Annotated in this window: 23 protein-coding genes and 1 tRNA gene; 11 read left to right on the forward strand and 13 right to left on the reverse strand. The window is 60.6% G+C overall.

Annotated elements, in window-relative coordinates; all coding sequences use genetic code 11:
• Positions 1–35: 35 nt before the first annotated feature.
• Positions 36–1,154 carry a mandelate racemase/muconate lactonizing enzyme family protein gene (locus ACQZ48_RS19370; RefSeq protein WP_448729195.1) on the reverse strand — a complete coding sequence of 373 codons (1,119 nt, stop codon included), beginning with the start codon at positions 1,152–1,154 and terminating at the stop codon, positions 36–38.
• Positions 1,155–1,384: 230 nt separating this feature from the next.
• On the opposite strand from ACQZ48_RS19370, the gene ACQZ48_RS19375 reads away from it, so the two are divergent.
• Positions 1,385–2,059 carry a GntR family transcriptional regulator gene (locus ACQZ48_RS19375; protein WP_448729196.1) on the forward strand — a complete coding sequence of 225 codons (675 nt, stop codon included), beginning with the start codon at positions 1,385–1,387 and terminating at the stop codon, positions 2,057–2,059.
• 109 nt (positions 2,060–2,168) lie between these two features.
• Complete coding sequence (locus ACQZ48_RS19380; RefSeq protein ID WP_448729197.1) at positions 2,169–3,638, forward strand: mannitol dehydrogenase family protein; 1,470 nt, start codon at positions 2,169–2,171, stop codon at positions 3,636–3,638.
• 51 nt (positions 3,639–3,689) lie between these two features.
• Here the strand turns inward: ACQZ48_RS19380 and ACQZ48_RS19385 are convergent, their stop codons facing one another.
• The 8 genes from ACQZ48_RS19385 to ACQZ48_RS19420 all read right to left on the reverse strand — a co-directional run bounded on the left by ACQZ48_RS19385 (position 3,690) and on the right by ACQZ48_RS19420 (position 12,178).
• Positions 3,690–4,535 (reverse strand): ATP-binding cassette domain-containing protein, encoded by an 846-nt coding sequence (locus ACQZ48_RS19385; RefSeq protein ID WP_142913437.1) that lies wholly within the window; start codon positions 4,533–4,535, stop codon positions 3,690–3,692.
• Complete coding sequence (locus ACQZ48_RS19390; RefSeq protein ID WP_448729198.1) at positions 4,532–5,371, reverse strand: ABC transporter ATP-binding protein; 840 nt, start codon at positions 5,369–5,371, stop codon at positions 4,532–4,534. The genes ACQZ48_RS19385 and ACQZ48_RS19390 overlap by 4 nt, the downstream gene beginning before the upstream one ends.
• Positions 5,372–5,374: 3 nt before the next feature.
• Positions 5,375–6,289, reverse strand: coding sequence for an ABC transporter permease subunit (locus ACQZ48_RS19395; protein ID WP_448729199.1), 915 nt, complete (start codon positions 6,287–6,289; stop codon positions 5,375–5,377).
• On the reverse strand, positions 6,286–7,293 hold the full coding sequence (locus ACQZ48_RS19400) for an ABC transporter permease subunit (RefSeq protein WP_077984821.1): 1,008 nt from the start codon (positions 7,291–7,293) through the stop codon (positions 6,286–6,288). Before ACQZ48_RS19400 ends, ACQZ48_RS19395 begins: the two co-directional genes overlap by 4 nt.
• 61 nt (positions 7,294–7,354) lie before the next feature.
• Complete coding sequence (locus ACQZ48_RS19405) at positions 7,355–8,959, reverse strand: ABC transporter substrate-binding protein (RefSeq protein ID WP_077984820.1); 1,605 nt, start codon at positions 8,957–8,959, stop codon at positions 7,355–7,357.
• A gap of 119 nt (positions 8,960–9,078) precedes the next feature.
• Complete coding sequence (locus ACQZ48_RS19410) at positions 9,079–10,266, reverse strand: M24 family metallopeptidase (protein WP_448729200.1); 1,188 nt, start codon at positions 10,264–10,266, stop codon at positions 9,079–9,081.
• Positions 10,267–10,817: 551 nt separating this feature from the next.
• The gene (locus ACQZ48_RS19415; RefSeq protein WP_448729201.1) at positions 10,818–11,567 is read right to left on the reverse strand and encodes an SDR family oxidoreductase; all 750 of its coding nucleotides are present in this window, start codon (positions 11,565–11,567) and stop codon (positions 10,818–10,820) included.
• Positions 11,564–12,178: a nucleoside 2-deoxyribosyltransferase gene (locus ACQZ48_RS19420; protein ID WP_448729202.1), complete on the reverse strand. Its 615-nt coding sequence runs from the start codon at positions 12,176–12,178 to the stop codon at positions 11,564–11,566. The genes ACQZ48_RS19415 and ACQZ48_RS19420 overlap by 4 nt, the downstream gene beginning before the upstream one ends.
• A 176-nt stretch (positions 12,179–12,354) precedes the next feature.
• On the opposite strand from ACQZ48_RS19420, the gene ACQZ48_RS19425 reads away from it, so the two are divergent.
• The 4 genes from ACQZ48_RS19425 to ACQZ48_RS19440 all read left to right on the forward strand — a co-directional run bounded on the left by ACQZ48_RS19425 (position 12,355) and on the right by ACQZ48_RS19440 (position 16,450).
• Positions 12,355–12,981, forward strand: a complete 627-nt coding sequence (locus tag ACQZ48_RS19425; protein WP_077984817.1) for a ribonuclease D — start codon at positions 12,355–12,357, stop codon at positions 12,979–12,981.
• 83 nt (positions 12,982–13,064) lie between these two features.
• Positions 13,065–14,291, forward strand: coding sequence for a hypothetical protein (locus ACQZ48_RS19430; RefSeq protein ID WP_448729203.1), 1,227 nt, complete (start codon positions 13,065–13,067; stop codon positions 14,289–14,291).
• A gap of 49 nt (positions 14,292–14,340) precedes the next feature.
• Positions 14,341–14,649, forward strand: coding sequence for a hypothetical protein (locus tag ACQZ48_RS19435; protein ID WP_077984815.1), 309 nt, complete (start codon positions 14,341–14,343; stop codon positions 14,647–14,649).
• A gap of 253 nt (positions 14,650–14,902) precedes the next feature.
• Positions 14,903–16,450, forward strand: a complete 1,548-nt coding sequence (locus ACQZ48_RS19440; RefSeq protein ID WP_448729204.1) for a hypothetical protein — start codon at positions 14,903–14,905, stop codon at positions 16,448–16,450.
• Between the two features lie 98 nt (positions 16,451–16,548).
• Here ACQZ48_RS19440 and rpsA read toward each other — a convergent pair whose 3' ends face one another.
• Together rpsA and cmk are read right to left on the reverse strand one after the other, a co-directional pair.
• On the reverse strand, positions 16,549–18,249 hold the full coding sequence (rpsA, locus tag ACQZ48_RS19445; protein WP_063947182.1) for a 30S ribosomal protein S1: 1,701 nt from the start codon (positions 18,247–18,249) through the stop codon (positions 16,549–16,551).
• Between the two features lie 169 nt (positions 18,250–18,418).
• On the reverse strand, positions 18,419–19,051 hold the full coding sequence (cmk, locus tag ACQZ48_RS19450; RefSeq protein WP_269834935.1) for a (d)CMP kinase: 633 nt from the start codon (positions 19,049–19,051) through the stop codon (positions 18,419–18,421).
• 226 nt (positions 19,052–19,277) lie between these two features.
• On the opposite strand from cmk, the gene ACQZ48_RS19455 reads away from it, so the two are divergent.
• Both ACQZ48_RS19455 and ACQZ48_RS19460 read left to right on the forward strand, forming a co-directional pair.
• Entirely contained in the window at positions 19,278–19,664 is a 387-nt protein-coding gene (locus ACQZ48_RS19455) for a TIGR02300 family protein (RefSeq protein ID WP_063947181.1), read from the forward strand.
• Positions 19,665–19,816: 152 nt separating this feature from the next.
• Positions 19,817–19,892: transfer RNA gene (locus ACQZ48_RS19460), tRNA-Ala, on the forward strand.
• A gap of 72 nt (positions 19,893–19,964) precedes the next feature.
• On the opposite strand, the gene ACQZ48_RS19465 is transcribed toward ACQZ48_RS19460, so the two are convergent.
• Together ACQZ48_RS19465 and ACQZ48_RS19470 are read right to left on the reverse strand one after the other, a co-directional pair.
• Positions 19,965–20,468 (reverse strand): thermonuclease family protein, encoded by a 504-nt coding sequence (locus ACQZ48_RS19465; protein ID WP_173991381.1) that lies wholly within the window; start codon positions 20,466–20,468, stop codon positions 19,965–19,967.
• A 73-nt stretch (positions 20,469–20,541) separates the two neighbouring features.
• Positions 20,542–20,916 carry a PAS domain-containing protein gene (locus ACQZ48_RS19470; protein WP_077984811.1) on the reverse strand — a complete coding sequence of 125 codons (375 nt, stop codon included), beginning with the start codon at positions 20,914–20,916 and terminating at the stop codon, positions 20,542–20,544.
• Between the two features lie 207 nt (positions 20,917–21,123).
• On the opposite strand from ACQZ48_RS19470, the gene ACQZ48_RS19475 reads away from it, so the two are divergent.
• From ACQZ48_RS19475 to ACQZ48_RS19485, 3 genes are all read left to right on the forward strand, one after another.
• A complete protein-coding gene (locus tag ACQZ48_RS19475; protein ID WP_077984863.1) occupies positions 21,124–22,026 on the forward strand; it encodes an NUDIX hydrolase in 903 nt (300 codons plus the stop codon).
• 69 nt (positions 22,027–22,095) lie between these two features.
• The gene (gene nadA / locus ACQZ48_RS19480) at positions 22,096–23,067 is read left to right on the forward strand and encodes a quinolinate synthase NadA (RefSeq protein ID WP_448729205.1); all 972 of its coding nucleotides are present in this window, start codon (positions 22,096–22,098) and stop codon (positions 23,065–23,067) included.
• Entirely contained in the window at positions 23,064–24,632 is a 1,569-nt protein-coding gene (locus tag ACQZ48_RS19485; RefSeq protein WP_448729206.1) for an L-aspartate oxidase, read from the forward strand. Before nadA ends, ACQZ48_RS19485 begins: the two co-directional genes overlap by 4 nt.
• The last annotated feature ends 1 nt before the right edge of the window (position 24,633 follow it).

Consider the following 24,633-nt stretch of genomic DNA (forward strand, 5'->3'; position numbering starts at 1 on the left):
GGAAATGAGGGCGGCGCATTTTATGCGCCGCCCTTTTATTTCACCGCCTTGCCGTAGCGGGCGAAGCTTTCCGCTAGCGGCGTGGTGCTAGCGCCGGCGCGCTCCGGACGTTTGTAAACACCGTCCCGCACATGGATCGGCTCTTCGAAATGATCCTTGATCCACGGAATATATTCGAGAACAGTCGAGGCCGGGTGCCAGTAGCTCAGATGCACATGCACCTGGCTCATCTCGCCGGCATGCGGCACAACGGGCAGGCGATGGGCAAGCGCCAGATCGGCGACCTGAATATACTCGGTGATGCCGCCGAGCCGGGTCACATCCGGCTGGACATAGGCGACCGCACCCGCATCGATGAATGAGCGGAACGCATCCACCGTGTAGAGCTGCTCCCCGAGCGCAATCGGAATGGATGTATTGCGCGCCAGCCGCGCATGGCTCGTCACATCGTCATACCAGAGCGGTTCCTCGAACCAGTAGATATCCAGATCCTTTGCCGCCGCGCAGAAACGCTGACAGGTGGGCAGGTCCCACTTGCCGTTGCCGTCGATGGCAATACGAACAGCGGAACCGACACGTTTGCGAACGGCGGCAAGGCGGGCAATGTCGATATTCGGATCGTCATGCCCGACCTTGATCTTCACGCGGGTGAAACCGTCTTCCTCCACCGCCCTTGCGCTGCCCGCCAGCAAATCTTCCAGCGCGAAGGAAAGCCAGCCGATATCGGTATTATAAGCCTCCACCGCCGCCGTGCGCGCGCCGCCGAGATAGTGCCAGAGCGGCACGCCCGCCTTTTTCGCCTTCAGGTCCCAGAGCGCAACGTCCACTGCCGCCAGCGCCAGATGGGTGATGCCCGCCCTGCCGACCCATTGTAGAGCCGGATAACGGGCCAATTTCGTCCAGAGCCTCGAATGCTCCGACGCATCCTCCCCCACCAGCAAGGGCGCGTAACAATCGCTGATGCAGGATGTGATCAGCCTGTCCGACGGCAGATGCGCGTGGGTGCCGGTAAAACCATAGCCCTCAAGGCCATCGCTGGTGTTGATCTTTGCACCGACGACGCCCCAATGGGTGATGCTATGGGTGGAATCGGAAATGGACTCCGATGTCAGCGGCAGGTGCAGGATGAAAGGTTCGACAGCGGTAATTCTCATGATCGGTCATTCCTCGATGCTTGATCGCTTCCGGGGAGGAATAGACGCCGCGCCCCGCGACCACGGACCGCGAAGATGGCTTTCGGGAAATTGCCAGACCGCCCTCCTCCAGCAGCCAGCTTCCAATGACGGATAGAGCTAAAGCAAAAATGGCCTTTGTAAAATAAAAAATTTTTTATTTTTAATATTCCACCATTGCCAGTCCCGCAAAGCTGGGCGATGATGCCGCCATGAACTCGCTGGTCAAAGTCACGCTCGCCGAACAGGCGCATCAGGAACTGCGCGCGCGCATTGTCAGCGGCAGATTGCGCGGCGGCGAACGCCTGCTCCCGAACGAGCTTGCCGCCGATCTCGGCATCAGCCCCACGCCGGTCAAGGAAGCGTGCCTGAAACTCGAGGCCGATGGGCTGGTGGTCAATTCCTCCCGGCGCGGCATGGTGGTTCGCGATTTCACCGTGGAGGATGTGGAGGAACTTTACGCCGCCAGAATGCTGCTCGAAAAAGGTGCGGTGGAAGTGGCCTTCGATGCCGGGCAACTGGATGGAGCCCTGCACGCGGAGCTTCTGGAAAGCCTTGCGAAACATCGCGAATTCGCCAAAGGCTCGACGCTCGACGAATTGTCGAAAGCGCTTTTTTACGACCGCAGCTTCCATGCGACCCTTGTGTCGGCGGCGCGCATTCCGGTCATTTCCGGCTCGCATGAGCGCATTCTCGACCAGACCCACACGGTTTTCGTCTATATCCTCGGCGATTACGCCCGCTCGGTTGAGGAGCACCAGAATATCGCCGATGCCATCGCCGCCGGTAGCAAGGCCCAGATCGTCGATGCCCTGTGGCGGCATCTCGAGCGCAGCCGCCAGAATACGCTGCGCCAGGTCCGGCTACTCAAAGAGGCCGGCGCCTGATCATTCCGCATGTGAGGGGAGGAACCGACATGATGCGCCACAAGCCGGACGTCGCAACGAGAGCGGCGCAAGCCACAACCGCCCCGTTCCGCATGGGGATTTTGCATCGATGACAGATCGGCTTTCCGCTGCAACCCTGCCCCGCCTGCCGCTATCCGTCACGACACCCGCCTATGACCGTCAAAGCGTCACGCCCGGCATCGTCCACCTCGGCGTCGGAGCCTTTCATCGGGCGCATCAGGCGGTTTTCATCGACGATTGCCTTAATCGCGGCGAAACCCGATGGGGCATCGTCGCGGCATCGCTGCGCAGCCCTGATACGCGCGACGCCATCGAGCCGCAGGATAATCTCTACACCTTTTGCCTGCGTGACGGTGAGAGCGAGCGCATGCGCGTGATCGGTTCTATTCTCGAAACCATCGTCGCGCCGGAAGTGCCTGAACGGCTGTTGGAGCGGATGGCCGATCCGCGCGTCCTCATCGTCACCCTGACCGTGACGGAAAAAGGTTACCTGACCAATCTCGCCTCCCGCAGCCTGCTGCGCGATCACCCCGATATCGTCCATGATCTCGAAAACCCGGAGCGGCCCCGCTCCATCTTCGGCTTCATCCTTGCGGCCACACGGCGCAGGCGTAAAGAGGGTTCCCGGCCCCTGACGCTCCTTTCCTGCGACAACCTGCCCGCCAACGGCCATGTGCTGCAAAAGATTCTGCTGGAGTTTGCGGAATTGACCGATCCGGAACTGGCATCCTTCATTAGAACCAATATTGCCTGCCCCTGCTCGATGGTGGACCGGATCGTTCCCGCCACCACGGATGCCGACCGCGAGGCGATTTCGACCGCACTCGGCCTCAGCGACGCCTGGCCGGTGGTGGCCGAACCCTATTTCCGTTTCGTCATTGAAGACCGTTTTCCGCATGGAAGGCCGGCGCTCGAGAAATCGGGCGTGGAATTCGTCGGCAATGTCGAGCCATACGAGCATATGAAGCTCAGAATGCTGAACGGCTCCCATAGCGCCATCGCCGCCATCGGCCAGATTGCCGGCCTTGCGACGGTGGCGGATGCATGGAATGAAAAGCCCGTGCGCGATTTCATCGACGCCTATTGGCGCGAGATCGAACGGACGCTCGACCCCGCCGTCGACGGGGCGGAATTCGCAGACGGCCTGCGGGAGCGTTTCGCCAACCCCTCATTGCAGCACAAGACCATGCAGATCGCCTCCGATGCGTCGCAGAAAGTGCCGCTGCGCATTCTTGGCCCCTTGCGCGAATTGCTTGCGGAGAAGGCTGAAAGCCGGGCGGTCATTTTCGCCGTCGCGCTCTGGATCAGGTCCTGCGCGGACAAGAATGAAAAGGGGCAGCCGATCACCATTCTCGATCCCGCTTTCAAGGAGTGGGATGCGCCGGATCAACTGGCAATGACGCCGGATGCAGTCGTCGACCGATTTTTGACTTTCGAGCGCACATTTGGCAGCGACCTTCCCAGGAACGAAACCTTCGTCCCAGCCCTGAAAGCCGCCTATCGAGACATTCGAGAACACGGCGCGCTTGCGGCAATCGAGCGTTTCCTAAAGTCCTGAAAAAAGAACAGGCCGGAAATCCGGCCTGTTCTTAACCTCGGTCGTCAGCCGTCAGGCCGTCGCTGCCAGCCGTGCCGCCTTGCGGCGTTCCACGCGGGCGCGGATGGCATCGACATCCGTAATCGGCGTCGCGGCGAAAAGCTGGCGGGTATAGGGGTGCTTCGGATCGGCGAAGAGTTCCTCGCGCGTGCCCTGCTCCACCGCCACACCCTTCGAAATGACCATCACATCGTCGGCGATGTAACGCACCACTGAAAGATCGTGGCTGACGAAAACATAGGTCAACTCGAATTCTTCCTGAAGGTCGGCGAGAAGGTTCAGCACCTGCGCCTGCACCGAAAGATCGAGCGCGGAGACCGGCTCATCCAGCACCAGCAGCGCCGGGTTCAGCATCAGTGCGCGCGCAATGGCGATGCGCTGGCGCTGGCCGCCGGAGAACATGTGTGGATAGCGGTTGAAATGTTCAGGACCGAGCCCGACCTTCACCAGCATGGCTTCGGCCCGCTCGCGTCGCTCGGAAGCCGGCATCTTGGTATTGATGACCAGCGGCTCCATCAGGACGTCGCCCACCTTCTGGCGCGGATTGAGGCTGCCATAGGGGTTCTGGAACACCATCTGCACCTTGGAGCGCATCTCCGTATCGGGACGGCGTCTGGCGATATCGACCGGCTTGCCTTCGATCTTCAGTTCGCCGCCGGATGCCGGATCGATCAGCGCGATGATCCGCGCCAGCGTCGATTTACCGGAGCCGGATTCACCGACGATGGCGAGCGTCTTGCCGCGCTCGACGGTAAAGTCGATGCCCTTCAGGGCCTGCACCGTCTTGGCGCCGCCGAACATGCCGCCGGGAACGTGATAGTCGCGGGTAATGCCCTTGCCTTCGACAACGATACTCATTGAACGCCCTCCTTGCCGAAGAAATCGGAAACCGTGGGCAAACGGTCGCCGGTGGCATTTTCCGGCAGGGCCGAAAGCAGTGCCTTGGTATAGGGATGCTGCGGGGCTTCGAACAGGCTCAAGACATCCGCCTCCTCCATCTTGCGGCCCTTATATTGTACCACGACGCGGTCGGCGGTTTCCGCCACGACGCCCATGTCATGGGTGATGAGAATCAGCGCCATGCCGTATTCTTCCTGCAGATTCATCAGCAGATCGAGGATCTGCTTCTGGATCGTCACATCGAGCGCGGTGGTCGGCTCGTCGGCGATCAGCAGGCGCGGCTTGGAGGCGATTGCAATCGCGATCATCACGCGCTGGCACTGGCCGCCCGACATCTGGTGCGGATAGGCCTTGAGCTTGGTTTCCGGCTCGGGAATGCCGACAGCCCGGAACAGTTCAAGGGCGCGGGCGCGCGCGGCAGCGCCGCTCATGCCGAGATTGAGGCGCAGGACCTCCTCGATCTGGAAACCGACCGTGAAGGACGGGTTGAGCGAGGCGACCGGTTCCTGGAAGATCATGGTGATCTCGCGACCGATCACCCTGCGGCGCTCCTGCGGCGTCATGGCCAAAAGGTTCTTGCCATCGAAGGTCATCTCGTCGGCGGTGATCGTCGCCGTATCGGGCAGAAGCCCCATGACGGCGAGCATCGATACCGACTTGCCGGAACCGGACTCGCCGACGATGGCCAGCACCTCGTGTTTGTCGACGGAGACATCGATGCCGTTGACGGCCGTGAAGGCGCCGGTGGCGGTGGCGAATTTGACGGTGAGGTTCTTGATTTTCAGCAGGCTCATCGCTCAGCTCCGCTTCAGTTTGGGATCGAGCGCATCGCGCAGGCCGTCACCCATGAGGTTGATGGCGAGCACCGAGATCAGGATCGTCAGGCCCGGAAGGGTCACGACCCACCAGGCACGCAGGATGAATTCACGCGCTTCCGCCAGCATCGTGCCCCATTCGGAGGCAGGCGGCTGCGCGCCCATGCCGAGGAAGCCGAGTGCGGCGGCATCGAGAACCGCAGACGAGAACGAAAGCGTTGCCTGCACGATCAGCGGTGCAAGGCAATTCGGCAGGATGGTCTTGAACATCAGCCGGAGATTGCCCGCACCGGCCACGCGCGCGGCCGTGACATATTCACGCCTGAGCTCGCTCATGACGGCAGCGCGCGTCAGACGGGCAAAATGCGGCTGATAGACGATGGCGATGGCGATCATGGCATTGGTGAGGCCCGGACCGAGGATAGCGACCAACACCAGCGCCAACAGCAACGACGGAAACGCCAGGATGACGTCCATAACACGCATGATGACGGTATCGACCCAGCCGCCGAAGAAGCCGGCAATGAGACCGATGACGATGCCGCCGACGAGCGCGATGGAAACGACAACGATTCCGATGAACAGCGAATATTGCGCGCCGTAGATCAGGCGGGACAACATGTCACGCCCGACGGCGTCCGTGCCGAAGAAGAAGCCGGCACGGCCGCCTTCCTGCCAGACCGGCGGCACCAGCAGCGCATCGCGATATTGCTGGGTCGGATCATGCGGCGCGATCAGCGGCGCAAAAATCGCGACCAGCACGAGAAGAATGAAGACGGCAAGCCCGATGACGGCGCCGCGGTTCTGGCGGAAATAGAACCAGAAATCGGCAAGCATCCGGCGGCGGATGGCGGCGTCCGAAAGGCGGACGCCGGGAGTGGTGGTCACATCGGTCATTTGTGACGGATCCTCGGATTGATGAGGCCATAGGTCAGATCGACGAGCAGGTTGACGATCATCACCAGACCCGCAATCAGGAGCAAGCCGCTCTGCACGACAGGATAGTCGCGGCGCGAGATGGAATCGATCATCCACTTGCCGATGCCCGGCCAGGAAAAGATGGTTTCGGTCAGGATGGCGCCCGCCATCAGCACGCCGATCTGCAGGCCGATGGTGGTGATAACAGGGATCATGGCGTTGCGCAGCGCATGAATGCCGACGACACGGGCTGGAGACATACCCTTGGCGCGGGCGGTGCGCACATAGTCCTCACCCATGACTTCCAGCATGGCCGAGCGCGTCTGGCGCGCAATCACCGCCAGCGGAATGGTGGCGAGCACGACGGAGGGCAGGATAAGATGCGAAAAGGCCGACACGAAGGCGCCCTTCTGGCCCGAAATCAGACTGTCGATCAGCATGAAACCGGTGACGGAGGGGAAGAAATACATCAGCGAAATGCGGCCCGACACCGGCGTCCATTGAAGAATGCCGGAGAACATGATGATCAGCAGCAGTCCCCACCAGAAGATCGGCATGGAGAAGCCGACAAGCGCGGTCGTCATGGAAATCTGGTCAAACCAGGAACCGCGACGGATGGCAGCGATGACGCCGACCGGCACGCCGATCAAGGTTGCGATGATGATGGCGACGAGACCAAGCTCGACCGTCGCGGGGAAGAGCGACAGGAACTCGGTCAGAACCGGCTTCTTGGTAACCAGCGAATTGCCGAGATCGCCCTGAAGCAACCGTCCGAGAAAATGAAGATATTGTTGCCAGATGGGCTGGCTGAAACCGAGTTGTTCGGCAAGCTGCGCATGCCGTTCGGGTGAAATGCCGCGTTCGCCCGCCATCAGCAGCACGGGATCTCCCGGCAGGACGCGCACGAAGGAGAAGGCGACAAAAGTGATCCCGAGAAATGTCGGAACGAGATAGAGAAGTTTGCCGAGAATGAACCGGATCATGGCTTTTTCCTGAAAAGACGCGCGGAAGAACAGGGTCCTTCCGCGCGTCCGTTGTTTGGGATTATTCCGCGATGTCGACGTTTTCGAAGGTGAAGTCGCCAAGCGGGCTCATGGTGAAGCCGGAGACCTTGGCGGACATGGGAACGAACTGCGTGGAATGCGCAAGCGTCGCCCACGGAGCCTGTTCCTTGAAGATCACCTGCGCCTGTTCGTAAAGCTTGGTGCGCTCGGCAACATCTGTCGCCTGCTTCGCCTTGGAAATCAGGTCGGAGAACTCCTTGTTGCACCACTGCGCACGGTTCGTGCCGCCTTCGCCTGCCGAAGCGCAGGAGAGCAGAACGCCCATGAAGTTATCAGGGTCACCGTTGTCACCGGTCCAGCCGAGGATGACGGCGCCGTCGCGGTTCACTTCCGTCGACTTCTTGAGATATTCACCCCATTCATAGGAGACGATCTCGGCCTTGACGCCAACCTTGGCGAAATCCGCCTGGATGAGTTCGGCGGTGCGGCGCGCGTTCGGCATGTAAGGACGCTGAACCGGCATTGCCCAGATCTTCATCGACAGATCCTTGACGCCAGCGGCTTCGAGAGCCTTTTTGGCCGCTTCCGGATCGTACGCATCGTCCTTGATGCTGTCGTTATAGGACCACATGGTCGGCGGGATCGGGTTCTTGGCAACCTGACCGGCGCCCTGGAACACGGCGTCGATGATCGCCTGCTTGTTCATCGCCATGTTCAGCGCCTTGCGGACTTCCGGCTTGTCGAAAGGCGCAACGGTGGTGTTATAGGCGAAATAGGCGACGTTCAGACCCGGCTGTTCGTCGAGCTTGAGGTTGGAATCGGCGCGGATGGCGGCAAGATCGGCCGGAGCCGGGTACGGCATCAGGTGGCATTCGCCGGCCTTCAGCTTCTGCAGACGAACGGCGGCGTCCGGCGTGATCGCGAAGATCAGATCGTCGATCTTCGGTGCTTCACCCCAGTAGTCGGCGTTCTTCTGGTAGCGGATGACCGCGTCCTTCTGATAGGCGACGAACTTGAACGGGCCGGTGCCGATCGGCAGGTTGTTGAAGTCTTCCTTGGTGCCGGCCTTTTCCAGCGTATCGGCATATTCCTTCGACACGATGGAGGCGAAAGGCATGGCGATATTGGCGAGGAACGGCGCTTCCGGACGCGTCAGCACGAACTTGACGGTGTAATCGTCGACCTTGACGATGTCCTTGATCAGCGACGGCATTTCCATGGAGTTGAAATATTCGTAGGTGATGCCTGCGATATACTGGTTCCACGGGTTCTTCGCATCGCGCTGGCGGTCGTAGCTGAAGATCACGTCATCGGCGTTGAATTCGCGGCTCGGCGTGAACTTGTCGTTGGAGTGCCACTTCACGCCCTTGCGCAGGTGGAAGGTATATTCCAGACCGTCGCTCGAAACTTCCCATTTTTCGGCAAGGCCGGGCTCAACTTCGGTCGTGCCCTTCTTGAACTCGGTCAGGCGGTTGTAGACCGGATGCGCGGAAGCGTCGAAGGTGCCGCCTGCGGTATAAGGCGACGGATCGAAGCCTTCCGGCGATGCCTCGGAGCAATAAACGAAGGTCTTCGCCATGGCGGGCATGGCGGAAGTGATCGCAATCGCAGAGGCGATAAGCAAACTGCGGGTCAGCGTTTTCATCTGGTGGTCCTTTCCCTCTTTTTCTGAGTTCCTGCGGCCCCGTCCCGGGGCCTACCTCTTCTGGTCAGCAGCGACGCGGGAGCCCCATGTCGCCGTTCGGTCCTTTGCCTCCCGACCAATTACCCGGCGACCGGCTGAAACAACCGGTCGAGGTTCTTCTCCGGCGGGCAGAACCAGCGCGGTCCCGCCTCCGTCATATAGGCTATGTCTTCGAGACGGACGCCGCATTCGCCATAAACGCACAGCATCGGCTCGATGGAAAAACACATGCCCGGCTTAAGCGCCGTGGTGTTTCCTGCAACGATATAGGGTTCTTCGTGAATATCCAGCCCAAGCCCGTGGCCGGTGCGGTGCGGCAGGCCGGGAAGCTGATAATCCGGGCCGAAACCGGCCGCTTTCAGGCTCTCGCGCGCGGCCTTGTCCACATCCGAACAGGCAGCGCCGACTTGGGCTGCGGCAAATGCCGCCGCCTGCGCGTCGCGCTCGGCGTTCCAGAGGAAACGCTGCCGTTCCGTCGGTTCGCCGAAGACATAGGTGCGGGTGATATCGGAACGATAACCGTGAAGAATGCCGCCGAGATCGACCAGCACCATATCGCCTTCGCTGAGCGTCTGCGCATGGGGCACTCCATGCGGATAGGCCGTCGCCTCGCCGAACTGGACGGCCACGAATAATGGCTTCAGGCCAAGGGCAATATGCGCCGCGTTGACGAAATCGGCGACTTCCGTGGTGGAAACGCCGGGACTCAGCCCTTCGAAAACGGCCTTCTGCACGCGGTAGCTCGCGTCCATCGCCGTCTGGATGATGGCGATCTCGGCTGCGGATTTGACCTGCCGCTGGGCGACGATCATCGGCTGGGCGGAAATGATGCGGCCTTCCAGACGTTGCATGAGGGCCGATGCGAAGACAAAGGGGGTGGCGGGATCGATGGCGACAAGATGACCGGGACAGGCCAGCGCCTCAATGCGCCTTGCCATCAGGTCGAAGGGGCTTTCATCCTCTTCCCAGACGGCAACCTCACCCGGAATGCGGATGAGCGTCTGAAGCTTCGGCTCCTCGAAGGTCGGACTGACATAGACCGGCGGGCCTTCCGCCGGCACCAGGGCGCCATGAATGCGCTCGGAAAGACCAAGCGACAGGCCGGTATAATAGGTCAGCGACGATGATGCATCGAGCCAGACCGCCTTGATATTTTGCTGGATCATTCGCGCCTGCAGGCCGCGTAGCCGCAACCCGAGCTCGTCTTCAGCGATCGATGAAACCGCGATCGGCTGAAACCGCTTCAGCGTCTCTTGAAAGTCTGCCATTCTCTCCCCGCCGCTTTCGGGCCGCAGACACAGGCGTGCCGGCAACCTCCCAAGCGTTCTTTTGCACATGCTTAAACACAGGGCGGGGGCTAAGCAATGGCCCGGCCGGGCGCACCACGACAAAACTGTGCAAATTTATCTAGACATAACGGAAATGTGATCGACGCACGCCTGATTTCAACACGCGTTGCCTTGACGGAGAAATTCAAAATCCCCTGGAAATCCAAGGGCGATCACGGCTCGCCCTCGGCACTGAGCCGGCGCGCAGGAAGTCGTCAGCCAAAAATATTCAAGGAAAACACGCCCAAAAAGGAAAAAGCCTGCCGCGGGAGGAGGTGCGGCAGGCTTCAAACTTGATCGGCGATTGGGAGGAGGAGTACCACCGATCCGCATCGAGCAACGCTGGGAGGAGGAGTGCGTCGCTTCGATGATTTGAATATAGCGGTATCCGTGATTTTTAACAGAGCAAGTCTCGCAATGCAGCATTGCATTTCTGCATAGCTCGACAATTCCTGCCCGGTTTTTCAGCACTCCCCGGAATCGTGGGAAAATCAGCTTTCCCGATAGACCTGGAAACCGGCGAAGGACTGGTTGACCGGCATGAGTTCGAGGCTGTTGATGTTGATGTGCTTGGGCTGCGAGGCGACCCAGTGAATGGTGTTGGCAATATCGTCCGCCGTAATCGGATTGACGCCCTTGTAGAGATTGTCCGAGGCTTCCTGATTGCCGCCGGTGCGCACCAGCGTAAATTCCGTTTCGCACATGCCGGGCTCGATGGATGTCACCCGCACGCCCTTGCCATGCAGGTCGGAACGCAGGCCAAGCGAAAACTGCCGCAGGAACGCTTTGGTGCCGCCATACACATTGCCGCCCGTATAGGGGTAATGTGCCGCCACTGACGAGAGGTTGACGACAATACCCTTGCGCCCGATCAGCGTCGGCAACAGATGATGGGTGACGTTGAGGAGACCGGTGATGTTGGTGTCCACCATGGTCTGCCAGTCTTTCAAGGGCACCTGCGGTGCGGGCGCGGTGCCGAGTGCCAGACCGGCGTTGTTGACGAGAACGTCGATATCCCGAAAGCCCTCCGGCAACCCGGACAGCGCCTTTCCAGTCGCCCCCTCGTCGGTGATATCGAAGGCGAGGCCATGAAAGGCGGAGCCGAGTTCGGCGGAAAGCGCCTCCAGCCGCTCCGCCCGCCGACCCGTGCCGATGACCTTCCAGCCCTCCTTGACGAAGCGCCGCGCCGTGGCCTGTCCGAAGCCGGATGTCGCGCCGGTGATGAGGATGGTTCCGCTCATGATGATACCTCCACTCTATTCGTTTTTTCAGGGTCAATCGGTGTCAGTAACTTTTCGGCCGCCGCCGCGAGACAGCGCCTGTAGGCCTCGAGATCCGTATACAAGGCCTCTTCGGGAGCATCGCCCATGATGATGACGCCGCCGCGCCGCAAAATCCCGCCATGCAGCATGAGATTGTCGACCATGTCGAAATTCTCGATCGACAGCCCGTCCGGCCCGCGATAACGGCCCGTTTCATCCAGGGTGGCGACGCCGCCATAATGCGCCTTGATGCGGGTGAAGTGATTGGCCGCAACATTGGTATAGGCAAAGACCGGCTTGCCCAGCGCGCACATGAAGCCTAGTTCATAGCTGGTTCCCGTATCGGCCGCGATCCCGCGAAACGGCGTGAGATTGGCGATCACCGCATCCGCTTCCAGCATCATCCGCTCATCGACGGCATTGATGTTGCAGCCGTGACCGACCCTGGTATCCGCCGGCGGAATTTGCAGATCGCCCGGCGAAAGCGGCGTGAAACCGGCTTCCCGCGCCAGCGAGGCCTTGAGATCGAGCATTTCGCGCGCGTTCGGCAGGAAGACTTCCGGTCCGGCGAGATAGATTTTCTTTGTCATCAGGAATTCATGCGATTTGTCAGGAAAGAATGTCTGACCCTAACCCGGGGACTTTCGCAAAGGCAAGTACCAAGGGCGGTGGAGCGCGATGCGCTGGGCGAGCCGATAAAACGGTATCGTCCCGCCGCTCTTTCCGTTATAGCCGGAGCAGGAAACTGGAATTTCTGGAGCAGGACATGGCAGCACCCATCCGTTACCACGAAGGCGATATTTCTGCCGAAGATGCCGCGCGTTACAACGGCGCCATCGCAATCGATACGGAAACGCTGGGACTGGTGCCGCGCCGCGACCGCCTCTGCGTCGTTCAGCTTTCGCCGGGCGACGGCACCGCGGACGTCATTCGCATCGCCGCCGGCCAGAGGCAAGCGCCAAACCTCGTGCGGATGCTTGCCGACCCCGCCCGCCAGAAGATCTTTCACTATGGCCGTTTCGATATCGCTGTTTTGTTCCACACCTTCGGCGTGACGACCACGCCGGTCTTCTGCACCAAGATCGCCTCGCGGCTGACCCGCACCTATACCGACCGGCACGGGCTGAAGGATAATCTCAAGGAAATGCTGGAAGTCGATATTTCCAAGGCCCAGCAATCTTCCGACTGGGCTGCCGAGACCCTGTCGCCGGCCCAGCTCGAATATGCAGCCTCCGACGTGCTGCACCTGCACGCGCTGCGCGACAAGCTGACGGGGCGTCTCGTGCGTGACGGCCGCCTCGACCATGCCGACGCCTGTTTCGCCTTTCTGCCGACCCGCGCGAAGCTCGATCTCCTCGGCTGGGAAGAAACCGATATTTTCGCCCATAGCTGAGCCTTCTGCCGCTTCGTTTAAGCACTGATTTACCAGAATTGCCTATTCTCGGCCGCAACTTTGGGCGGCCGGGGATTTTCCAGATGATTACTCCGTTACAGCGGACGGCGGGCATTGCAGTCAGCGACCTCATGCGCTCGATGGTTGAAACTATCGAAGAACGCCAGCGCGAAGAGCAGGAAAAGGCCAACGGCACCAAAAAGAACGATGCGGTCAAGACAAACCCGCTCCCGGACGAAAGCCAGCGCGCCGCCAACGAGAAGATAAGCGCCTATCTCTTCGGCGCCATGAAACTCGATCCTGACGCTTTCTTGTCCCTCATCTCCCGGTTTGTTTCTGCGCTTGGCGTCACGCAGGAAGCAAACGAATCGAGCTTTGCCTTCGCAAGCCGGCTCCAGGACGCGCTTACGCTGACCCAGTTCGAAAAATCCGACGCACTGGGAAATGCCAGGAAAATTTCCCTGATATCCTTTGGCGTTTCGGAAGCGCAGGTCGTGGATGTGCTGAACGACGGCGCCGACGCCAAGACCGCTCCCATGGCCGCGCTTGCCGCCCGCATTGCGAAGGGCGCAGGCCTGACCGGCACGGAAGAGGATTTCGGCGAGCAGATGTCGAATGCCATCATGGCGGCGCGCGCGACCCTGCCGAAAAACGTCGACGATCTGGAAGAATCGACCGGCATCAAACAACTCGGCGTCTCCGCCCGGCAGATGATCGCCGCCATCGCCAACCCCTATGGCGATGAGGCGCGCGCCGTTAAGGACGCGCTGAACCACCAGACGCAGAGCGCCAGTTTCATGACGCGTGAAACCCTGAAGGTCATCCAGCGTCTGGAAGACGTCGCCGATCCCAAAACCAAGGAAGAGTTGCAGGCCGAACGTGGTGAAGAACGCATCGGCGAAATCAACGATGCCGAAGTGAAGGCCGAAAGGAAACAGGATATTCAGGCCCGCAATGCGCAGGGCAAGCTTGACGACGTTAAAGAGCTCCAGGACGTCGTGAAGGAGCATATCGATGCTTCCGGCGACGAAAAAACGGCAGGCGACGACCCGCAGGCGCCGGCCGACACGTCATCGGAAACGACACTGATCTCCGTACTTGCAGCTGCGCCCGCTGAGCAGGCCGCCCCGGCGGAAACCGAAAATGTGCCCGCGGAGACAGACACCGGCCGCAATCGGGCCGAGACGGAAACGGACGGCCAAAAACTGCTCGATGCGCAGGCGCTTGTCGAAGACGCCCGCAGAGCCATTTTGCCGATCTCGATCGACGACAATGGCCTTTATGAACTGCTGAAGAAGAAGGCGGCATGATTGCCGCTCCCGATCATTCCCTTGAACAAAACATGATGTGAGTTCAGACATGACCGATATTTCCGGCCTGGCTGGCAGCGCCGCTTACGACACAGAACCCAATGCCGCGCAGGCGCTGCTATCCATGGCCGCCCCGCCGCTCGTCCCCGATGATGCGGCCTTCACCGCGCCCGCTGACGAAGCCAGCCCCATCGACCCCGCGAACGCTCAACCCGAAAGAAGACTTCCCAAGGCAAGCTGGCTCGACGCCATGCCGCCGGAAGCTTTTGAGACGGCACCCAGCGATCCCGACCATATTTCCTCTGTCAATTCCGACGATAACGGCCTTTACCGGATGTTCATCGGCGTTTCTCCCTAACGGACGCCAATTCGTTGGTTAGCCAAATCTTAATATCTGCAAGCCAAGATTGAGCTTGATGATTCTGTATGTGCTGCCGCCCGCATTGCGGGCAGAGGCGTATACGGCGCTCCCGCATGAGCGGGCGAGATGACACCTGTCCATCACCGGCGCGGCGATTTTTTCAACATTCAAGCCAGATGCGGATCACAGAGCCAATGGGGATTGGCCCTTTCGCCGCCAGCGGCGGTCACCGATAGAAACGGAGCGCAGCATGTTACCGCCTGTCGCGAAAATTGCGGCAACCGACGCCGCCTATGGAGCCACGGTTTCACTGACACCGCGCGAGCAGGTGAAAGAGATCGCACCGCCATTGCCGAGCACCCCCGCCCCTGAAAACAGCAGCCTTTTTGCCCGTGCGGCAATCGCCTCCCTTACCAGTGAGTTTCAGCTCTCGCGCAGCACCGCGATTCTCGCGGAAGCACTCGGCAAGCTGATGAACCTGCCCCGGCGGGATGGCGAGGCCATAGAGACCTATGTGACGCGGCTGACGGAAGCGCTCCGCACCCTGCCGGCGTCACAACGCCTGGCGTTGGAACAGCAGGTCGGCATGGCCCTGCAGGGTCTGACCCTTTCGATGCTCGCCGAAATCCTGAAACAGCCGACCGGACCGGATGCCGCCCGCCTCGCGCTACTGGTCGAGCTTTCCCGTTACAGGGGAATGGATCTTGCGGCGAAGGCGGTGATTTCCTCCTATCAGCAGAACAATTCCTCCAATCCCGCGCCCGCGCAATCGGCCCAGCCAAAACAGCAGAACGCGCAGAGGCAGAATGCGGAAGCTCGCCCGTCTCCGGCCGCGACAGCGCAGGCGGCAAATTCCGCCACCGTCAGCCGGCTCCTGCCGCTGCTCATCGGGCCGCTCGCCCTCAGCGGCGCAGCAATGAAAGCAACGGTGGCGGCGCTAACGGCGCAACTGGACCCCCGGCCTGCGCCTTCCACTCCGCCTGCCGACACACTTGAGATGTCGACCAATGCCGCAAAGCCGGATGGAAGAGCCGAAAACGCGGCACGTCCGCTTCCGCCACAAACCGGCAGCGTGACGAAGGAAGTATCGGCCGAGGTCCGCCCGGCAAATCCGCCCCGCGCCGAAACGGGCGAAGCCCGCCCCGCCCTTCCGCATCGGGAGACGATGAAGCCGGAGCAGAAAGAAATCCGCACGGGATTTACCCCGCCATCCGGTCCGCTCGCGGACGACGCCGAGACCATGAACACCCTGCTGCTTGCCGCCACAGCCGGCAAGCTTCCTGCCAAGGCAGCCGGTACACAGCAGCCTCTGCCCACGCCGCAAAGTGGCGCACAGCAACCGCCCGACGACCAGGCCGCTGAAAAAGCCACCGTCGCAACGGCCGCCGCCCGCCCCTCGGGTGAAGAAACGGAGACGGCGACCCATCGTCCAGAAGCCCAGCCCCTGTCGCGCGCCACACTGGACCCGGAAGCGAGAATGGCGATGCTGGAGCAATCGGCTTCGCAGTCATTGATCGCCGCCGCCCTGGTAAAAGACGGCACGCCGCTGCCGCTCATCGCCTATCCGCCGGCGGACGAAGACTATGAATCGGAAACACCGCCACGCGGAGGCGGTCCCTTTTCCGAGGATGAGGCGGAAGGTGAGGCCGAGACCGAGGCTGAAAATTCCGATGGTCAGGATGATACGGAAGAACGCATTGCTGCCAATGACCCGACCGACGAGCAGGAAAGCACGCCTGCAGCGGCTTCCGACGACAACGCAGAAAATTATTATCTCAAGATGAGCGGCATGCTCTGACAAGCGGGGGCCATTGCCCGCCCACCGGCGCGACCTGGAAGCAACAAAAAACCCGCCGGAAAATTCCGGCGGGTTCTTCATTTCAAAGATCGGAGCGATTATTCGCCGCGGTTCTTCAGAGCCGCGCCGAGGATGTCGCCGAGCGAAGCGCCCGAGTCGGAAGAACCGAACTGTGCGACGGCTTCCTTCTCTTCAGCGATTTCCAGAGCCTTGATCGAAAGCATGACCTTGCGGTCCTTCTTCGAGAAGTTGACGACGCGGGCGTCGACAACCTGGCCAACCGAGAAGCGCTCAGGGCGCTGCTCGTCACGATCACGGGAAAGGTCCGCGCGACGGATGAACGAGGTGAGGTCTTCGTGGTTGACGAGCTTCACTTCGATGCCGCCATCGTTGACCGCGGTGACTTCAGCGGAAACGACTGCGTTCTTGCGCAGGTCGCCGGAAGAAGCGGCTTCGCCAACAGCGTCCTTGCCGAGCTGCTTGATGCCGAGCGAGATGCGTTCCTTCTCAACGTCAACGTCGAGAACGACAGCCTTAACGACGTCACCCTTGTTGTACTCTTCGATGACCTGCTCGCCCGGACGGTTCCAGTCGAGGTCCGACAGGTGAACCATGCCGTCGACATCGCCTTCGAGGCCAATGAACAGGCCGAATTCGGTCTTGTTCTTGACTTCGCCTTCGACTTCCGTGCCAGCCGGATGGCTGTAAGCGAATGCCTGCCACGGGTTTTCAAGCGTCTGCTTGAGACCGAGCGAGATACGGCGCTTGGACGGATCGACTTCGAGAACGACAACGTCAACTTCCTGGCTCGTGGACAGGATCTTGCCGGGGTGTACGTTCTTCTTGGTCCAGGACATTTCGGAAATGTGGATCAGGCCTTCGATGCCCGGCTCCAGCTCAACGAATGCACCGTAGTCGGTGATGTTCGTGACCGTACCGGAGATCTTCTTGCCAACCGGGTACTTGGCGGAGATGCCATCCCACGGATCCGACTCGAGCTGCTTCATGCCGAGCGAGATACGGTGGGTTTCCTGGTTGATGCGGATGATCTGAACCTTGACCTGCTGGCCAATGTTGAGGATTTCCGAAGGATGGTTGACGCGGCGCCATGCCATGTCGGTGACGTGCAGCAGGCCGTCGATGCCGCCGAGGTCAACGAACGCACCGTAATCGGTGATGTTCTTGACGACGCCGTCAACAACCTGGCCTTCTTCGAGGTTCTGAACGATTTCAGAACGCTGCTCGGCACGCGACTCTTCGAGAACCGTACGGCGCGAAACAACGATGTTGCCGCGACGCTTGTCCATCTTGAGGATTTCGAAGGGCTGCGGGTTGTGCATCAGCGGGGTAACGTCGCGGATCGGACGAATGTCGACCTGCGAACGCGGCAGGAACGCAACAGCGCCGTCCAGATCGACGGTGAAACCACCCTTGACCTGGTTGAAGATGACGCCTTCGACGCGCTCGCCAGCTTCGAACTTGGCTTCGAGCTTGACCCAGCTTTCTTCGCGGCGAGCCTTCTCACGCGACAGAACAGCTTCGCCGAGAGCGTTTTCGATGCGCTCGACGTAAACTTCGACTTCGTCGCCGACCTTCAGCGTGCCGTCCTTGGACTTCGCGCCGAATTCCTTGAGCGGAACGCGACCTTCGACCTTGAGACCGACGTCAACGATCGCGACGTCCTTCTCGATTGCCGTGACGATACCCTTGGCAACATAGCCTTCGGCAAGATCGTTCGAGGCAAAGGATTCTTCGAGAAGCGCTGCGAAATCGTCGCGCGTGGGGGTAGATACTGACATGAAATCTCCTGAATGCATCCGCGTGAGCGCGAATACAAAGCGCCGGTGGGCTAGTGTTGTTGATACCCGAACCCATGCCCGCCTTTTCAAAAGGCTTTCCGGCGCAAGGACATGTCTTCAGGCAATTCCGGACTAAACGCAGAGGGCGGCAAGCCGTTCCGCGAAAAACCTATCTCTTCAGGGCGGCGTCGATAATCGTGCGCGCGGCCTGAAACGCCGCCTCTATACTCATTTCCGACGTATCTAGCAAGTGCGCGTCTTCAGCCGGCTTCAACGGGCTGTCGGCGCGGCCCATATCGCGCTCGTCGCGCTGTTTCACCTCGGCGAAAATGGCATCATAATCGCCATTGCCGCCATTGGCCAGAATTTCGTCATAACGGCGCCGCGCCCGCACGTCGGCAGAGGCCGTGACATAGAGCTTCACCGGCGCGTCAGGGCAGACAACCGTGCCGATATCGCGGCCGTCAAGCACCGTGCCCGGCTCTCTCAAGGCAAAAAGCTGCTGGGCCTTGACGAGCGCCCGCCTCACCGGCGTCATGACAGCAATCCTCGACGCCGCCTCGCCAATCTCGTGCCGGGAAAGAACGGCGCGGTCTAGCCCGGCAAGGTCGAGTTCCAGCGCCATTTTTTCCGCGACCGCCTCGTTATCGAGCGGCAGGCCGGCATCCAGAAGCGCCTTGGCGGTTGCCCTGTAGGTCAGCCCGGTATCGAGATGATGAAAGCCATAGGTCTCCGCGATCTTCCGCGAAAGCGTTCCTTTGCCCGCCGCAGCCGGCCCGTCTATGGCAATCGTAAAGGTCATGAAGCGTTCCGTCCGTGCATTCGTCGTCATTATAATAAAGTGTGCAAAGCCTCTCCTATTACATCAGCATTGACGCATAGGGCTTGCGCCAGCGGAGGCCGCACCCGAAGTTTGTCTTTGACACGAAAGAGCGCAACGATTAAGGGGACCGGCTATAAATTTTACCGTCTATGCCGGTTTTACGGCGTACACACCGAAACTCATTCGACAATTTGAGGCTTAGACAGTGGCAAAAGCGGAACTTGGTACCAAGCGCACAGACCCCGATACCGGCAAGAAGTTCTACGATCTGAACCGCGATCCGGTCGTTTCTCCCTACACCGGCAAGTCCTGGCCGCTCTCCTTCTTCGAGGAAAGCACCGCCCAGGCCAAGATGGAACAGGCTGAAGAAGAGGAAGTGGCGGAAGTCGATACCGAAAACACGGAAGTCGAACTCGTCTCGCTGGAAGATGCCGACGGCGACAACAGCGGCGACGATATCCCTGATCTGGGTGACGACGACGACGTCGAAATCGATGACGACGACGACACCTTCCTCGAAACCGACGACGAAGATGACGACGACGATATGTCCGGGATCATCGGCGTACCCGGCGACGACGAAGAAGCTTGATTTTACTTGATAATTCGGCCCGACGACAAAAAAATGACGCCGGGCCGTTTTTTATGCTTGCACTCGCCGGAAAGCCGCAGTAGTAAGCCGCCACCGAACGGAACAACAACCGCTTCGGTTCCCGGAACCGGAAGAAATGCCGGAACCCTTATGGGGCTATAGCTCAGCTGGGAGAGCGCTTGCATGGCATGCAAGAGGTCAGCGGTTCGATCCCGCTTAGCTCCACCAAATTTCCAAGACGAAAATATCTCGCATTCGGCTAACCAGTTTATCGTTGTGCGGCACCGCCTGAAGCAATCGTTATTGCAACAACGCCCGCACATCCTGGCCGTTGATCCGGCACTCCACAGACCGGGGCGCACTGCCCTGCTCACCCACCGTCCGACATTCGAGAGATCTGCCGTGCAGACGGTTCTGCAGCGCCTTGAAGGCATTGAGGCCGCAGGCGTAACGGCGACCGTCGGGGCCGGTGCAGACGCGGTCGCGTTCGACCTCCTCCACACCAGCGAGTTGGAATTCCTGACCGTTGAAGGTGAAGCGGCTGCTGGAGATGACGCGCAGGCGCTGGTCCGCATGCATTTTCAGCGGATAAAGATCGGGAGGCGGCGGAATGCGCTCGTAATTTTGGCTACGCGGATCGACCCGCACCGGCGAGGTCGTCCATAGCAGTTCCGTATTGACCGCAAGGCCCACTGGCGCCGACGTCGCCTCACCATTGATAAGCGAGGCGATGCGGATGCCGGCTATGCCGAGGCCAATGGCCAAGACGATCTGAAACAGCAAAATTGCGATCTGCCGGACCATTCCACCGCAACATCAAAACGATGAACGAATTAAAATCGATCGGCCGCCGCCTCGCGAGGAGGTTCGCCGCTTATCACATCAATAAAACCTTGCTGGCACTGACATCCCGCACCGTGCCCATGGCCATGATCGGGATCCGATCGCCATCCAGGATCACTCTTCCCGTTGTCCGCAGCCAGCGGAAACCGCCGGATTTAAGCATAATGCGGTATTCCTGATCATAAAACACGCCGTTTGTCAGCGAATTATAAACCGCCTTGGCGACACGCTCCCGCGAGCCGCTTTCGATCTGCGCGATGAAATCTTCGACCGGGATGCCGCAGGCGGCATCTTCCGGCGAAAATTCGCGCAGGCGGGCGGCCACGGCATCCAGGTAAACCAGATTTTGCCCGACATTCCAGGTGTAGTAACCCACAAGTGTCTCTTCGAGAGATATGTTTTTCAGCATCGGCCTTCTACAGTCTGAAATGCTCGTGCGGCTCTGTACCATATCAGGCGACGGACGACTAACTACAAGAATTCATCTTTTTTGTCTGATGGCGTCCTTTTTTCAGTAAGGCTACTTATCGACAGCCCTTTTTGGCCGCCATGTTGGCGAAGCAACCTTCTTGTGCCAAAGAAGATTGATCTTGCGTCAACGACCAGAGGAGCCGCCGTGACCATCGGCCTTGCCCATGCCGAACTCATCGCCGTCGTCACCGCCATCACCACGGACGAGCCGCGGGTCATGACCGTTCGGGAAGGTGCAGCGCTTCCGTCGGGACCGTTCGAATTCGGGCACAGAACCCTCCAGAGCGGACTGCGGGAATGGATCCACGAACAGACCCATCACCCCGTGGGCTACCTCGAGCAGCTCTATACTTTCGCCGATCGCGACCGCAATAACGACATTTTAGGCGGCAGAACCATCTCCATCGGTTATCTCGGGCTGGTTCGTGAACAGGAAGCCTCCGGCGGCAAACGCCCGCTCTGGCACGGCTGGTACGAATATTTCCCCTGGGAGGATCACCGTCAGGGACGCCCGGACGTTCTGGAAAGCATCATCGACAGGCTGCGCGCCTGGGCGGATTCCGATCCCGCCGCGAAAAACCAGCGCCATTTGCGGGCCGATTTCACCTTCGGGCTGGATGGCGGCGGCTGGAACGAGGAATTGACCCTGCAACGTTATGAGCTGCTTTATGAGGCGGGGCTGGTCGCGGAAGCGCAGGGCGAACCGCGGATCAATTTTGGCAGGCCGATGTTTGCCGATCACCGCCGTATCCTTGCGACCGGCATCGCCCGTCTGCGGGCCAAGATCAAATATCGCCCCGTGGTGTTCGAACTGATGGCCGACGCCTTCACGCTCCTCCAGCTGCAGCGCGCCGTCGAGGCGCTGGCCGGCCTGACGCTGCACAAACAGAATTTCCGCCGGCTGATCGAACAGCAGCAGCTGGTGGAAGAAACCGGTGAGATAGCGACCGAAACCGGCGGCCGCCCGGCAAAGCTCTTCCGCTTCCGCCAGACCGTTCTCGATGAACGCGCCCTTTCCGGAACGAAACTGCCACTCTCCCGCAATTGACATATGCTCACAATGAGAATATGTCTTTGCTCTAGATATACTCAATAAGAGTATAAATGGGAGAGCACCGTGAACGAGCAGATTTCCGCTGCCAGCCTTTATGATCGCGTCGCCCGCGTCATTCCCAAGGCCGAATGGATGGGCTTTGAGGACGATGTGGAGGCGATCCTGGCGCTAAAGCGCCAGCGCAACGCCGTCATCCTCGCCCATAATTACCAGACACCGGAAATCTTCCACGGCGTCGCCGATATCGTCGGGGACAGCCTCGCCCTTGCCCGCAAGGCAATGGAGGTGGAAGCGGATGTCATCGTTCTGGCCGGCGTGCATTTCATGGCCGAGACGGCAAAGCTGCTCAATCCGGAAAAAACCGTGCTCATTCCGGATATGGCAGCCGGCTGCTCGCTCGCCGATTCCATCACGCCCGAAGACATCGCACTTCTCCGCAAGGCCTATCCCGGCGTTCCCGTCGTCACCTATGTAAACACATCAGCGGCGGTGAAGGCCGCTTCGGATATCTGCTGCACTTCGGGCAATGCCCGCCAGGTGGTGGAATCGCTCGGCGTGCCGCGCGTGCTGATGTTGCCGGATGAATATCTGGCGAAGAACGTGGCCAAGGAAACCAATGTCGAGCTGATCGCCTGGCGCGGCCATTGCGAGGTGCACGAGCTTTTCACGGCCGATGACATCAGGGAATTGAGAGAGAGCCATCCCGGCGTCGTGGTGCTGGCGCATCCGGAATGTCCGCCCGATGTCGTCAAGGCTGCGGATTTTTCCGGCTCCACCGCCGTCATGTCTGACTATGTCGGCCGCGAGCGCCCCGCCCGCGTGGTGCTTCTGACGGAATGCTCGATGAGCGACAATGTCGCCGTGCATCACCCGGATGTCGAATTCATCCGCCCCTGCAATCTCTGCCCGCATATGAAGCGCATCACGCTTGGCAATATCCGCGCGGCCCTTGAGGAAAACCGCCACGAAGTGACGGTCGATCCGGCCATCGCTGTCGCCGCCCGCCGCGCCGTGGAAAGGATGTTGGAAGTATGAGCGCATTTTCGCCGCAGCGGGACTGGACAGTCATCGTCGGCAGCGGCATTGCGGGCCTGATGGCGGCGCTAACGCTTGCGCCGCAGCCCGTGCTGCTTCTGACACGCGGCGCGCTCGGCGGCGAGACCTCCAGCGCCTGGGCCCAGGGCGGCATCGCGGCAAGTCTCGGCCCTGATGACCGCGCGACCCTGCATCTTGCCGATACGCTCGCTGCGGGCGATGGCCTTTGCGATGAAGATCTGGCCGTTGAGATTATATCCGCGGCCCCCGCCGTCATCGATGCACTGGAGGGGGCGGGCGTCAGGTTCGACCGCGACGCCTCAGGCAACTATGTCTTCGGGCTGGAAGCCGCCCATAGCCGGCGGCGCATTCTCCATGCAGAAGGCGACGGGTCGGGTGCGACGATCGTCAGGGCGCTTGCAGCCGCCGTTCTTCGCACGCCGTCCATCACCATGCTGGAAGGCACGGAAGTGCGCCGCCTGCTGACCGAGGACGGCGTCATCGCCGGTCTCGCCTGCATTGGGCCAAAGGGCTGCTTCACTTTACCGGTTACACAGGTCGTTCTCGCCACCGGCGGCCTCGGCGGGCTTTATGAGGCGACGACCAATCCCTCCGGCAACTTCGGGCAGGGCATCATGCTCGCCGCCCGCGCCGGCGCCATCCTCGCCGACATGGAATTCGTGCAATTCCACCCAACCGCGCTTTCCTCGCCCAGACGGCCGCTGGCGCTGGTGAGCGAGGCGGTGCGGGGCGAAGGCGCGCTGCTTCTCAACGAAAACGGCGAACGTTTCATGGCGGGAGTTCCGGGTGCGGAACTTGCCTCGCGCGATATTGTCGCCCGCGCCATCGACCGCGAAATATTGCGTGGCGGCAGGGTGTTTCTCGATGCCCGCAAGGCGCTCGGCACGGGCTTTTCCACCCGCTTCCCCTCCATCGACCTGCTCTGCCGCGAAGCCGGGATAGACCCCGCCCGAGAGCTCGTTCCGGTGCGCCCGGCGGTGCATTACCATATGGGTGGCGTCGCCACCGATGGCAAAGGCCGAAGCTCGGTGCCGGGTCTTTGGGTTGCCGGCGAAACCGCCTGCACGGGGCTGCATGGCGCAAACAGGCTTGCCAGCAATTCCCTGCTGGAAGCGGCCGCCATGGGCATGCACGCGGCAGAAGATATTGCTGGCAGGCGCACTTATCCTGGAAAAAAGCCAGCTGAAATCGCAACACTCCCCGCACCTGACTTCCCGGCAGTCGACCTCTCTTCCGTGCGGCCCATCGTTTCCCGCCATCTCGGCATCGTAAGACAGGCGGAAGGGCTGACGGGCGCAATCCGCGATCTTCTCCCACTGACCGAGCGGAACGGCCCGGCATCCGATCCCGCCCTTGTTGCCCTTGCCATCGCCGTCTTCGCGGCGTTGCGCACGGAATCGCGCGGCGCACATTTCCGCGATGATTTTCCCGAAAAGGATGCGACGACCACTAGGCGCAGACTGAGCCTCAGCGACGTCCTCGCCATCGCCCACGAATTTTCCTCCTCCAGCCATTCTTCGGCCAGCCTTGCGCGGAGCGCCTGAC

The sequence above is a fragment of the Agrobacterium sp. 22-209-1 genome, from assembly GCF_053522485.1.

Bases quoted from the DNA above. Each gene is read 5' to 3' on its own strand.
- ACQZ48_RS19415 (WP_448729201.1), bottom strand. From the start codon at position 11,567: ATGAGCGGAACCATCCTCATCACCGGCGCGACATCCGGCTTCGGACAG.
- ACQZ48_RS19400 (WP_077984821.1), bottom strand. From the start codon at position 7,293: ATGATCCGGTTCATTCTCGGCAAACTTCTCTATCTCGTTCCGACATTT.
- ACQZ48_RS19435 (WP_077984815.1), top strand. From the start codon at position 14,341: ATGACCGATATTTCCGGCCTGGCTGGCAGCGCCGCTTACGACACAGAA.
- ACQZ48_RS19485 (WP_448729206.1), top strand. From the start codon at position 23,064: ATGAGCGCATTTTCGCCGCAGCGGGACTGGACAGTCATCGTCGGCAGC.
- cmk (WP_269834935.1), bottom strand. From the start codon at position 19,051: ATGACCTTTACGATTGCCATAGACGGGCCGGCTGCGGCGGGCAAAGGA.
- ACQZ48_RS19420 (WP_448729202.1), bottom strand. From the start codon at position 12,178: ATGACAAAGAAAATCTATCTCGCCGGACCGGAAGTCTTCCTGCCGAAC.
- rpsA (WP_063947182.1), bottom strand. From the start codon at position 18,249: ATGTCAGTATCTACCCCCACGCGCGACGATTTCGCAGCGCTTCTCGAA.
- ACQZ48_RS19470 (WP_077984811.1), bottom strand. From the start codon at position 20,916: ATGCTGAAAAACATATCTCTCGAAGAGACACTTGTGGGTTACTACACC.
- ACQZ48_RS19410 (WP_448729200.1), bottom strand. From the start codon at position 10,266: ATGGCAGACTTTCAAGAGACGCTGAAGCGGTTTCAGCCGATCGCGGTT.
- ACQZ48_RS19385 (WP_142913437.1), bottom strand. From the start codon at position 4,535: ATGAGTATCGTTGTCGAAGGCAAGGGCATTACCCGCGACTATCACGTT.
- ACQZ48_RS19370 (WP_448729195.1), bottom strand. From the start codon at position 1,154: ATGAGAATTACCGCTGTCGAACCTTTCATCCTGCACCTGCCGCTGACA.
- ACQZ48_RS19395 (WP_448729199.1), bottom strand. From the start codon at position 6,289: ATGACCGATGTGACCACCACTCCCGGCGTCCGCCTTTCGGACGCCGCC.
- ACQZ48_RS19430 (WP_448729203.1), top strand. From the start codon at position 13,065: ATGATTACTCCGTTACAGCGGACGGCGGGCATTGCAGTCAGCGACCTC.
- ACQZ48_RS19380 (WP_448729197.1), top strand. From the start codon at position 2,169: ATGACAGATCGGCTTTCCGCTGCAACCCTGCCCCGCCTGCCGCTATCC.
- ACQZ48_RS19440 (WP_448729204.1), top strand. From the start codon at position 14,903: ATGTTACCGCCTGTCGCGAAAATTGCGGCAACCGACGCCGCCTATGGA.
- ACQZ48_RS19390 (WP_448729198.1), bottom strand. From the start codon at position 5,371: ATGAGCCTGCTGAAAATCAAGAACCTCACCGTCAAATTCGCCACCGCC.
- ACQZ48_RS19425 (WP_077984817.1), top strand. From the start codon at position 12,355: ATGGCAGCACCCATCCGTTACCACGAAGGCGATATTTCTGCCGAAGAT.
- ACQZ48_RS19405 (WP_077984820.1), bottom strand. From the start codon at position 8,959: ATGAAAACGCTGACCCGCAGTTTGCTTATCGCCTCTGCGATTGCGATC.
- ACQZ48_RS19375 (WP_448729196.1), top strand. From the start codon at position 1,385: ATGAACTCGCTGGTCAAAGTCACGCTCGCCGAACAGGCGCATCAGGAA.
- ACQZ48_RS19465 (WP_173991381.1), bottom strand. From the start codon at position 20,468: ATGGTCCGGCAGATCGCAATTTTGCTGTTTCAGATCGTCTTGGCCATT.